The sequence below is a fragment of the Amaricoccus sp. genome (assembly GCF_036846665.1).
Classification (GTDB): Bacteria; Pseudomonadota; Alphaproteobacteria; order Rhodobacterales; family Rhodobacteraceae; genus Amaricoccus.
In genome coordinates this window covers 1-11,463 of record NZ_DAIUBO010000120.1, presented here as the reverse complement: position 1 = coordinate 11,463, position 11,463 = coordinate 1, and the positions used below count along the sequence as shown (strand labels likewise).

The following is an 11,463-nucleotide window of genomic DNA, read 5'->3' as shown; positions in this document are numbered from 1 at the left end:
GCGGGGGACGAGAGGCCACCAACGCCTTTCAAAACGGACCGGCGGGATCAATCCCGCCATTCCACCTGCGGAATGCCCTGCAGCGCCAGGAGCGCGGTGAGGTCGGAATGCGCGAGCCGCGCATCCGCCCGCTCGGCCAGGGCCGCCTTGGCGTGATAGGCCACCCCCAGCCCCGCCGCCATGACCATGTCGAGGTCGTTCGCCCCGTCCCCAACCGCGAGGACGGCGCCCTCCGCGATGCCCGCCGCGCCGGCGATCTCCCGCAGCGCCGCCAGCTTCGCCGCCCGGCCGAGGATCGGCCGCGCCACCTCGCCGGTCAGCCGGCCGTCCCGGACGATCAGCCGATTGGCCCGGTGCCGGGCGAAGCCCGCCGACTCGGCCACCCGCGCGCTGAAGGCGTCGAAGCCGCCCGAGACCAGCGCCGTCTCGGCGCCGAAGGCCCGCATGCTGCGCACCAGAATCGCGGCACCGGGGTTGAGCCGCACCCGTTCGGCGTAGCATTCCTCCAGCGCCTTCTCCGGCAGGCCCTCGAGCAGCGCGACGCGGGCGACCAGCGCCCCCTCGAAATCCAGCTCGCCCCGCATCGCCGCCTCGGTGATCGCCGCGACCTGCGGCTTCACCCCGGCGAAGTCCGCCAGCTCGTCGATGCATTCCACGCCGATGATGGTCGAATCCATGTCGGCGATCAGCATGCGCTTCCGCCGCCCGGCGGCGGCGAGCGCGTTCACGTCCACCGTCCCTGCCCCGGCATCGAAGCCCGCCGGCAGCGCCCCCGAGAAGCCGATCTCGACCGCGCTCTCAGCCAGCCGCCGCGGCGCCGAGGGGCCGAGCCGCGCCGCCGCCAGCGCCGTCCGCGCTGCCTCCGCCGCGTCGTCGCCGACGCCCGCGGCCGCGGTCAGCACCAGGACCCGGTCGCCCACCGGCGGCGTCACACCGCCGCGCGCTGCGCCTCGAGCCGCTGGTGCAGCATCTCCGCGACCAGGAAGGCCAGTTCCAGCGATTGCGCGGCGTTGAGACGCGGATCGCAGGCGGTATGATAGCGGTCGCTCAGATCCTCGTCCGTCACCGCCCGCACGCCGCCGGTGCATTCGGTCACGTCCCGACCGGTCATCTCGAAATGCACGCCGCCGGGATAGCTCCCCTCCGCGGCATGGATGGCGAAGAACTCGCGCACCTCGCGCAGCACCCGCTCGAAGGGCCGGGTCTTGTAGCCCGAGGCCGACTTGATGGTATTGCCGTGCATCGGGTCGCAGGACCAGACCACCTTGCGCCCCTCGCGCGCCACCGCCCGGATCAGCCGCGGCAGATGCTCGCCCACCTGCCCGGCGCCGAAGCGCGCGATCAGCGTCAGCCGCCCGGCCTCGTTCTTCGGATTGAGCGCGTCGATCAGCCGCATCAGCTCGCCCTCGGTGATCGTCGGCCCGCATTTCAGCCCGATCGGGTTCTGCACGCCCCGGGCGAATTCCACATGCGCGCCATCGGGCTGCCGCGTGCGGTCGCCGATCCAGATCATGTGCCCCGAGCCCGCCACCGGCAGCCCGGTGGTGCTGTCGACCCGCGCCAGCGCCTCCTCGTATTCCAGCAGCAGCGCCTCGTGCGAGGTGTAGAAATCCACCCGGTGCATGGCGTCCACCGTGTCGCCGGTGATCCCCGCCGCCTGCATGAAGTCGAGGGAATCCGAGATCCGGTTCGCCAGCTCGTGATAGCGCTCGTAGCCCGGCTGCCCGGCGGTGAAGTCGAGCGTCCAGGCATGCACCCGGTTCATGTCGGCGAACCCGCCCTGGCTGAAGGCGCGAAGCAGGTTCAGGGTCGCCGCCGCCTGCAGATAGGCCTGCAGCATGCGCTCGGGATCGGGCGCGCGCTCGGCCTCGCTCGGGGCGAAGCCGTTGACGATGTCGCCGCGATAGGAGGGCAGCTCCAGCCCGCCCACGGTCTCGGTCGGCGAGGAGCGCGGCTTGGCGAACTGCCCGGCCATGCGCCCGATCTTCACCACCGGGCATTTGGCACCGAAGGTCAGCACCACCGCCATCTGCAGCATCACCTTGAAGGTGTCGCGGATGTTGTCGGCGCCGAACTCCGCGAAGCTCTCGGCGCAGTCGCCGCCCTGGAGCAGGAAGGCGCGGCCCTCGGCCACCTCGCCCAGCTCGCGCTTCAGCCGCCGCGCCTCGCCGGCGAAGACCAGCGGCGGATAGGAGGCGAGCTTGCGCTCCACGGCCGAGAGCGCCGCCGCGTCGGGGTAGTCCGGCATCTGCACCCGCGGCCGCGACCGCCAGGAGGCCCTCGTCCATTCCGCGCCCATCATCCGGCTCCTTCTCGTCCCGATCGGGACCGCTCTATAGGTCAGGCGCGCTCGCTTGGCCATACCCCCGGACCCCGCCCCGCCCGCATCTCGGGCACACTTTTTCGGCTTGACGCCACCGGAGCGCCGAAGCCTAGTTCGGCCATGATCCCACGGGAGTCCCTGAACCCGATGGCCGAGAGCCGCGACGACCGACCGGAACCGTTCGTCTTTCTGCTGTTGGAGAACTTCACCCTGATCGCCTTCGCCTGCGCGATCGAGCCGCTCAGGCTCGCCAATCGCATGGCCGGCCGCATGCTCTACGAATGGCGCATCGTGACCGCCGACGGCGGCCCGGTCACCGCCTCGAACGGCGTCACCCTCCAGGCCGACGCCCCGATGCAGGATCTCGCCCGCGACACCACCATCATGGTCGTCGGCGGGCAGAAGGTGAAATCCGCGGTCAGCCGGCCCGTGCTGACCTGGCTGCGGCGCGAGGCGCGGCGCGGCCTCGCGGTCGGCGCGCTCTGCAACGGCGCCCAGATCGTGGCCCAGGCCGGACTGCTCGACGGCCGGCGCTGCACCATCCACTGGGAGAACCGCGACGGCTTCGAGGAGGAATTCCCCCAGGTCGACCTCAGCCAGAACATCTTCGTCATCGACCGCGACCGCTACAGCGCCGCCGGCGGCACCGCCTCGACCGACCTCATGCTCAAGCTCATCGCCCGCCGGCACGGCACCGATCTGGCCAATCTCGTCGCCGATCAGATGATCCACACCGCGATCCGCTCCGACAAGGACGAGCAGCGCCTGTCGATCCCGACCCGCATCGGCGTGCGCCACCCCAGGCTCGCCAACGTGATCCACGCCATGGAGGACAGCATCGAGGAGCCAATCTCGCCGGCGCTGCTCGCCGAGGACGTGGGCATGTCCACCCGGCAGCTCGAGCGGCTCTTCCGCCGCTACCTCAACCGCAGCCCCAAGCGCTATTACATGGAACTGCGGCTGGGCAAGGCGCGCAACCTCCTGCAACAGACCGACATGAGCGTCATCAACGTCGCCCTCGCCTGCGGCTTCACCTCGCCCTCGCATTTCTCCAAATGCTACCGGGCGCTCTACAAGACCACCCCCTACCGCGAGCGCGGCGCCTCGGACACGTCCGCCTGAGCCGCATGCCAGCGACCCTGGCGACCGGCGCCTCCGCCGCCCCTGCCACGTCCGAGCGGCACGGGCATCGCCAGAAGGGGCTGGAGCACTTTTCCCGGCGCCGGACCGCTCGCGAAGACGTCGGGGCGCGCGTGCCGATGGCCAGGCAGGCCTAGCCCGCAGCGGAGCACGGGCCGGAGTCTGCCGTCCCTGCCCGCTCACCCCGATCCCGGCCGCACCACGCAAGCCCGCCCTCGCCTCCCGCTCCCCATGCGCGCTAGACTTCCCCATCTGTCCGCGGAGTCGAGGAGCCTGCGATGCCGTCCCCCGCCGAAGATCCCGTCGCGATCGTCGCCGCCGCCCGCACGCCCATCGGCGGCTTCCAGGGCGCGCTCGCCGGGGCGACGGCGCCGGAGCTCGGCGGCACGGCGATCGCCGCCGCGCTGGCGCGCGCCGGCCTCGACCCCGCCCGCGTCGACGAGCTCCTGATGGGCTGCGTGCTGCCCGCAGGGCTCGGCCAGGCCCCCGCCCGCCAGGCGGGCTTCCACGCCGGCCTGCCCGAGGGCGTTCCCGCCACCACGCTCAACAAGATGTGCGGCTCGGGCATGAAGGCGGTCATGCTCGCCCATGACGCGCTCCGCGCGGGCAGCGCCGGGCCGGTCGTCGCCGGCGGCATGGAGAGCATGTCGAACGCGCCCTATCTCCTGCCCAAGATGCGCGCCGGCGCCCGGCTCGGCCATGCCGAGGCGAAGGACCACATGTTCCTCGACGGGCTCGAGGACGCCTATGACAGGGGCCGCCTGATGGGCACCTTTGCCGAGGATTGCGCCGCCGCCTTCCGCTTCACCCGCGAGACCCAGGACGCCTATGCGCTCACCTCGCTCACCCGCGCCCGCGCCGCCCAGGGCGACGGCAGCTTCGCCGCCGAGATCGCCCCGGTCACCCTGCAGACCCGCGGCGGCCCGGTCACCATCGCCGAGGACGAGCAGCCGCTGACCGCGCGCCCCGAGCGCATCCCGCAGCTGAAACCCGCCTTCCGCAAGGACGGCACCGTGACCCCGGCAAATTCCTCCTCGATCTCCGACGGCGCTGCGGCGCTGGTGCTCATGGGCGAGGCCCGGGCCCGGGCCGAAGGCCTGCCGATCCTCGCGCGCATCCTCAGCCACGCCAGCCACGCCCAGGCACCGGCCGGCTTCCCCACCGCCCCGGTCCCCGCCGCGCGAAAGCTGATGGAGCGCCTCGGCTGGACGGTCGCCGACGTCGATCTCTGGGAGGTCAACGAGGCCTTCGCCGTGGTGCCCATGGCCTTCATGGCCGAGACCGGCGCCGATCACGCGCGGCTTAACGTCTCTGGCGGCGCCTGCGCGCTCGGCCATCCGATCGGCGCCTCGGGCGCGCGCATCCTGGTGACGCTCCTGAACGCCATGCACCGCCGCGGCGCCGCCACCGGCATCGCGGCGATCTGCATCGGCGGCGGCGAGGGCACCGCCATCGCGCTGGAACGGCTCTGATACGCGCGCCCCGGCGGCGCCGCCGGCCGGAGCCGCGCGGACCGGACCCTTCAGCTGGCCGCCGCCGGCGTCATCCGATAGGCCGCGCCCTCGTCCTCGGAGAGAAACCAGATCGAGCCGTCCGGCGCCTCGCGCACGTCGCGGATGCGCGGGAATTCGCCCTCGAAGAGCCGCTCCGCCTCGACCAGGCTTTCCGCGCCGCCCGAGAGCCGCGAGATCATGTCGAACTTCAGCGAGCCGACGAAGATGTTGCCCTTCCACTCCGGCCAGAGCCGGCCGGAATAGATCATCATACCCGAGGGCGCGATCGAGGGGTCCCAGTAATGCAGCGGCTGGACCATGCCCTCGGCCGCGGTGCCGCGCCCGATCCGGCCGCCGGAATATTCCTCGCCATAGCTGATCACCGGCCAGCCGTGGTTGCGCCCTGCCGCCGGGCGGTTGATCTCGTCGCCGCCCTTCGGCCCGTGCTCCACCGTCCAGACCGCGCCATCAGGCCCCAGTGTCGCGCCCTGCGGATTGCGGTGCCCGTAGGACCAGACCGCCGGCTCCGCGCCCTCCTGCCCGACGAAGGGATTGTCCGGCGGGATGGTGCCGTCGCGGGCCACCCGGATCACCTTGCCGTTGGCGCTGCCGAGATCCTGCGCCCGGTCGCGCTCGCCGCGGTCGCCGATGGTCAGGAAGAGCGTGCCGTCGGGCGCCTCGACCACCCGGCTTCCGAAATGCCTGCCGGCGCTCGACCCCTCCGCCTGCCGGAAGATCACCCGCAGGTTCGAGAGCCGGGCCGGCGCCTCGAGCCGCGCGACCGCCAGCGCCGTGCCGGCCCCGCCGCGCATCGGCTCCGAAAAAGTGAGGAAGATCTCGCGGCTCGCGTCGAAGTCGCGCGCCACCTGCACGTCGAGCAGCCCGCCCTGCCCCTTCACGCGCACCTCGGGCACGCCTGCGACCGGAACGGCCTTGCCGTCGCGCACCAGCAACAGCCGGCCCCCGCGCTCGGTGATGAGCTGCCCGCCGCCAGGGAGGAAGGCGATCGCCCAGGGCGTCTCGAGCCCCGCCACGGTCCGCCGGACGTCCACGGGACCGGCGGAGGTCTCCAGTTCTTCCGCCAGACCCGGAACCGGGGACACGAGCCCCACCACGGCGACGAAGCTCAGGATCGTTCGGCGCATGCACTACTCCCTCGACAGACCTTCAAGGGTAGCTAGGCCCGGCCCCCGCGGGGCGACAGACGCCATCAAGCCATCGTGAACGGCCAGTCGGTCCCCCACGGATCGACTTGACCTGCCGCGCCGCCAGCCGCGGGACGGCCCGAGACGGAGATCCCGTCCCACGCCCTCCGGCCGCCGGGATCAGGCCACGCCGCGCGCCTCCTGCCGCAGGGCGCCGCCCAGCCGCCGGTCGATCAGGCGGAGCAGCCGACCCGCGCCCGCCGCATCCTGCGCGGCGCGCGCGGCTTGGGCCAGTTCGCCGTCCGCGAGCATCTCGCCCACCGAGCCGAGGAACTGCGCACAATAGGCCGCCGTCTCCCGGTCCTCGGTGCGCTCGGCCTCGACGAGCAGGCTCTGCGCCCGCCGCAGATCCTCCGTGAGCGCGCTCAGCACCGAGGCGCGGCCGGTCATGGCGACCTCGGCATCGCTCGGCCGGTGCCGGCTCTCGCGGTCGGGCAGCACGCTCAGGATGCATTCCTGGAAGGCCCGGAGGCTCTCGATCGGCTTCTCCAGGCAGGCCGCCGCGCCGGCGGCGAGCGCGAGCTCCTGCCATTCCGAGCGGTCCTGCCCGCTCAGCGCGACGATGCCCTGGATCGGTGTCGAGGCCAGCGCGAGATGGCTGATCAGCGCCATGCCGTCGCCGTCGGGCAGGCCGAGATCGACCACGACCACATTGGGCCGGTAGATCGCCAGATGCCGGCTCGCGGCATGCATGCTGTCGGCCCGGCGCACCCGCGCGCCGCTCTCCGCGGCATAGAGCCGGATCGCCTCCGAAGCGCTGCGACTGTCCTCCACCAGGAGGATCGTGACGGCGAAGAGACATTTCCGGCGGAAGCTTCCGAGCCCGGGAATGTCGGGCTCCGTCGATGGCAGGGTCATGAACTCGGCACTCCTGAACTGGGACCGGGGAATTTGAGACCATCGTTCCTAACAACCGCTTAACCATGTCAGGCGGCCCGGACCGGCCGGTGCCGTGCCTCGGTCGCGCATGGGGCATGCATGGCCCCGGGGCACCTGCCCGCGGCCGGATCCCCGCCGCCGCATTCTCGGGATTGCCAGACGGCCCGCCCCGCGCTCTACTGGGCAGCCGCTCATCGAAGGTTACAGATGCCACGCCCCACCATCTCCGCCGACCGCATGGACGATGCCGCGCGCGCGGGCTGGCTCTATTATGTCGCGGGCAAGACCCAGGACGAGATCGCGCGCCACATGGGCATCTCGCGCCAGGCCGCGCAGCGGCTCGTGTCGCTCGCGATGTCCTCGGGGCTGATCCGCGTCACCGTCGAGCATCCCATCGCCCGCTGCCTCGATCTCGCCGCGGCGCTGACCGACCGCTTCGGCCTGCGCCGGGCGGAGGTGGTCCCGACCGATCCCGGCTCGGACGGGGGCGTGGTCGGGATCGCCGAGGCCGGCGCCGGCGAGATCGAGCGCTGGCTCAGGCAGGCCGACCCGCTGGTGCTGGCGATCGGCACCGGCCGCACGCTCAAGGCCGCGGTCGACCACCTGCCGCCGCTCTCCTGCCCGCAGCACCGCGTCGTCTCGCTCACCGGCAGCGTCGGCCCGGACGGATCGGCGGCCTATTACAACGTGATCTTCTCCATGGCCGAAACCGTGGAGGCGCGGCATTTTCCCCTGCCGCTGCCGGTCTATGTCTCCTCTTCCGAGGAACGCGCGCTGATGCACGCCCAGCCGATGATCGCCGCGACCCTGGCGCTGGCGCGCGCCACCGACGTGGTCTTCGTGGGCATTGGCGAGATGGACGAGACCGCCCCGCTCTTCCTCGACGGCTTCATCAGCCGCAGCGAGCTCAGTGACCTGCGCGCCGGCGGCGCGGTCGGCGAGATCTGCGGCTGGGTCTTCGACGCCGAAGGCCGCTTCCTGCAGGGCGCCCGCCAGGAGCGCACCGCCAGCGCCCCGATCCCGTCGAGCGACCGCGCCGTGGTGATCGCGCTGGCCAAGGGCCGCAAGAAGCTCCCCGGGATCCGCGCGGCGATCCGGGGCGGCATCGTCAACGGCCTGATCACCGACGAGGCCACCGCCGAGGCGCTGCTCGCAGCGCAGGCCTGAGCGCGCAGGTCGGCGCGGACACACCGGCCGAACCACACGCATTCCCCGCCCCGCACGAGATCCCGACGCCATGCACGATCGCATCGGGCGCAGATTCCGCGTTGACATCTCGATTCCGATGAGCGATCATTTGCCCAATAGAAGAACAAATGCCCAGTTCGGGCACGACAGGAGGAAACATGAAGACTCTCAGCCTGCTACTCGGCGCCGCCTCCGCGGCCAGCCTGGCCTCGGCCGCCTTCGCGGAAGAGATCACCATCGCCACCGTCAACAACAACGACATGATCATCATGCAGGGGCTGACGGACGAGTTCACCAAGGCGCATCCCGACATCACGGTGAACTGGGTGACGCTCGAGGAGAACGTCCTGCGCGAGCGCGTCACCACCGACATCGCCACGCAGGGCGGCCAGTACGACGTGATGACCATCGGCACCCTGGAGGTTCCGATCTGGGCGAGCCAGGGATGGCTCGAGCCGCTCGAGTTCGACGAGTCCTACGATGTCGACGACCTGATGCCGGCGATCCGCGGCGCGCTTTCCGTCGATGGCACGCTCTACGCTGCGCCGTTCTACGGCGAGTCGGCCATGACGATGTACCGAACCGACCTCCTCGAGGCGGCCGGCTTCGAGATGCCGGAGAGCCCGACCTGGGAGTTCATCGGCGAGGCGGCGCGGGCGATGACCGACCGCGACGCCGACATCAACGGCATCTGCCTGCGCGGCAAGGCGGGCTGGGGCGAGAACATGGCCTTCATCACCGCGCTCGCCAATTCCTACGGCGCGCGCTGGTTCGACGAGAACTGGCAGCCGCAGTTCGACTCGCCCGAGTGGAAGGCGGCGCTGCAGTTCTACATCGACCTGATGAAGGATGCCGGCCCCGCGGGCGCCTCCTCGAACGGCTTCAACGAGAACCTGACGCTGTTCCAGCAGGGCAAGTGCGGCATGTGGATGGATGCCACCGTGGCCGCCGGCTTCGTGAGCGACGCCAATAACTCGACCGTCGCCGACAAGGTCGGTTTCGCGCTGTTCCCTGACGCGGGCACCGGCAACCACGGCAACTGGCTCTGGGTGTGGAGCCTGGCGATCCCGGCGAGTTCGGACGCCAAGGACCCGGCCAAGACCTTCGTGCAATGGGCGACCAGCAAGGAGTATGCGGCGCTCGTCGGCGAGAAGGAGGGCTGGGCGCTCGCGCCTCCGGGCACCCGGACGTCGCTCTACGACAATCCGGACTACAAGGCCGTCGCAGCCTTCGCCGAGCCGACACTGGCGGCGATCAACGCGGCCGACACCTCGAACCCCTCGGTGCAGCCCGTGCCCTACACCGGTGGGCAGTTCGTCTCCATTCCGGAGTTCCAGAACATCGGCACCCAGGTCGGCCAGCTCTTCGCGGCCGTCGTGGCCGGCCAGTCCACGGTCGACGACGCGCTCGCGCAGGCCCAGTCCGTGGTCACCCGCGAGATGACCCGGGCCGGCTACATCAAGTAGCGCTCCTCCCAGCGCCTGGTCGCCCGGCCCAGTCCGGGCGGCCCCTTTCCCGCCGCCGCTTTCGGCCGCGCCCGACCGCAGGGGAACCCGTCATGGCCACTCGACAAACCCAAGGCATCGCGCGCTGGATGCGCATGCCGGCAATCGTCCTTCTGCTGATCTGGATGGTCGTGCCGCTGGCTATGACGATCTACTTCTCGTTCCGGAACTACAACCTGCTCAGCCCCGGACAGGGCAGCTGGGCCGGCTGGTTCAACTACGTCTATTTCTACACCGACCCCGCCTTCTTCCAGTCGATCTGGAACACGCTGGTGCTGGTGGTCGGCGTTCTCATCATCACGGTGATCGGCGGCATCGCCATCGCCATGCTGATCGACCGGCCGATGTGGGGCCAGGGCATCGTGCGCATCCTGGTCATCTCGCCCTTCTTCGTGATGCCGCCCGTCGCCGCGCTGATCTGGAAGAACATGCTGATGCACCCGGGCTACGGGGTCTTCGCGGACATCGCCAAGTTCTTCGGCGCCCAGCCGGTGGATTGGTTCGCCGCCTATCCGCTTTTCTCGATCATCCTGATCGTCGCCTGGCAATGGCTGCCCTTCGCCACCCTGATCCTGCTGACCTCGCTGCAATCGCTCGACGGCGAGCAGATGGAGGCGGCGGAGATGGACGGCGCCGGCTTCTGGAGCCGCTTCTGGTATCTGACGCTGCCGCATATGGCGCGCGCGATCACCGTGGTGGTCCTGATCCAGACCATCTTCCTGCTCGCGGTCTATGCCGAGATCCTCGTCACCACCAACGGCGGCCCGGGCTATGCCTCGACCAACCTGGTGTTCCTGATCTACCGCGTCGCGCGGCTCGGCTTCGACGTCGGCGGCGGCGCCGCCGGCGGGGTGATCGCGGTGGTGCTGGCCAATGTCGTCGCGATCTTCCTGATGCGCGCCGTCGGCCGCAACCTGGATTGAGGAGAGCATCATGGCCCGCGCCGTCACCACCCAGACCAAGACCGTCAACACCGTCGTCGCCTGGATCATCGCGCTGCTGATCTTCTTCCCGATCCTCTACACGATCATCACCAGCCTGAAGACCGAGCCCGAGGCGATCGCCGGGTTCAGCCTGATCCCCTCCTTCACCTTCGAGAGCTATCAGGCCGTCCAGTCGCAGAACGACTATTTCAAGCCCTTCATGAACTCGGTGATCCTTGCGGTCGGCTCGACCATCCTCGCGCTGATCGTGGCGATCCCCGCCGCCTGGGCGATGGCCTTCAACCCGACCAAGCGCACCAAGGACATCCTGATGTGGATGCTCTCCACCAAGATGATGCCGGCGGTGGCGGTGCTGGTGCCGATCTACCTGATCTTCCTCAACACCGGGCTGATGGACACCCGCTTCGGGCTGACCGTGCTCCTGATGCTCATCAACCTGCCGATCGTGGTCTGGATGCTCTACACCTACTTCCGCGAGATCCCAGGCGAGATCCTCGAGGCCGCCCGCATGGACGGCGCGACGCTCTGGGGCGAGATCTGGTACGTGCTCACGCCGATGGCGGTGCCGGGCATCGCCTCGACCCTGCTGCTCAACATCATCCTCGCCTGGAACGAATCCTTCTGGACGATCCAGCTCACCACCACCAACGCGGCGCCGCTCACCGCCTTCATCGCCTCGTTCTCGAGCCCACAGGGGCTCTTCTGGGCGAAGCTCTCGGCGGCCTCGACGCTGGCCATCGCGCCGATCCTGATCATGGGCTGGTTCAGCCAGAAGCAACTCGTCCG

At 70.4% G+C, this 11,463-nt stretch carries 10 protein-coding genes; 6 read left to right on the top strand and 4 right to left on the bottom strand.

What is annotated here, in order from left to right; all coding sequences use genetic code 11:
* Positions 1-47: 47 nt before the first annotated feature.
* Positions 48-920, bottom strand: coding sequence for a phosphoserine phosphatase SerB (gene serB, locus V7050_RS12515; protein WP_324374120.1), 873 nt, complete (start codon positions 918-920; stop codon positions 48-50).
* 8 nt (positions 921-928) lie between these two features.
* Positions 929-2,299: a class II 3-deoxy-7-phosphoheptulonate synthase gene (locus V7050_RS12510; RefSeq protein ID WP_324369152.1), complete on the bottom strand. Its 1,371-nt coding sequence runs from the start codon at positions 2,297-2,299 to the stop codon at positions 929-931.
* A 171-nt stretch (positions 2,300-2,470) separates the two neighbouring features.
* On the opposite strand from V7050_RS12510, the gene V7050_RS12505 reads away from it, so the two are divergent.
* Both V7050_RS12505 and V7050_RS12500 read left to right on the top strand, forming a co-directional pair.
* On the top strand, positions 2,471-3,445 hold the full coding sequence (locus tag V7050_RS12505) for a GlxA family transcriptional regulator (protein WP_324374118.1): 975 nt from the start codon (positions 2,471-2,473) through the stop codon (positions 3,443-3,445).
* A gap of 296 nt (positions 3,446-3,741) precedes the next feature.
* Entirely contained in the window at positions 3,742-4,935 is a 1,194-nt protein-coding gene (locus tag V7050_RS12500) for a thiolase family protein (protein ID WP_324369155.1), read from the top strand.
* Positions 4,936-4,985: 50 nt separating this feature from the next.
* On the opposite strand, the gene V7050_RS12495 is transcribed toward V7050_RS12500, so the two are convergent.
* Both V7050_RS12495 and V7050_RS12490 read right to left on the bottom strand, forming a co-directional pair.
* Positions 4,986-6,101 carry a PQQ-dependent sugar dehydrogenase gene (locus V7050_RS12495; protein WP_324369157.1) on the bottom strand — a complete coding sequence of 372 codons (1,116 nt, stop codon included), beginning with the start codon at positions 6,099-6,101 and terminating at the stop codon, positions 4,986-4,988.
* Between the two features lie 180 nt (positions 6,102-6,281).
* Positions 6,282-7,019 carry a response regulator gene (locus V7050_RS12490; protein ID WP_324369159.1) on the bottom strand — a complete coding sequence of 246 codons (738 nt, stop codon included), beginning with the start codon at positions 7,017-7,019 and terminating at the stop codon, positions 6,282-6,284.
* Between the two features lie 228 nt (positions 7,020-7,247).
* Between V7050_RS12490 and V7050_RS12485 the strand changes: the two genes are divergently transcribed.
* The 4 genes from V7050_RS12485 to V7050_RS12470 all read left to right on the top strand — a co-directional run.
* Positions 7,248-8,207: a sugar-binding transcriptional regulator gene (locus V7050_RS12485; RefSeq protein ID WP_324369162.1), complete on the top strand. Its 960-nt coding sequence runs from the start codon at positions 7,248-7,250 to the stop codon at positions 8,205-8,207.
* Between the two features lie 179 nt (positions 8,208-8,386).
* Positions 8,387-9,694: an ABC transporter substrate-binding protein gene (locus V7050_RS12480; RefSeq protein WP_324374116.1), complete on the top strand. Its 1,308-nt coding sequence runs from the start codon at positions 8,387-8,389 to the stop codon at positions 9,692-9,694.
* A 92-nt stretch (positions 9,695-9,786) separates the two neighbouring features.
* The gene (locus V7050_RS12475; protein ID WP_324374114.1) at positions 9,787-10,656 is read left to right on the top strand and encodes a carbohydrate ABC transporter permease; all 870 of its coding nucleotides are present in this window, start codon (positions 9,787-9,789) and stop codon (positions 10,654-10,656) included.
* Between the two features lie 10 nt (positions 10,657-10,666).
* Positions 10,667-11,463: carbohydrate ABC transporter permease (locus V7050_RS12470; RefSeq protein WP_324410603.1), on the top strand; the 797-nt coding region annotated here is incomplete at its 3' end.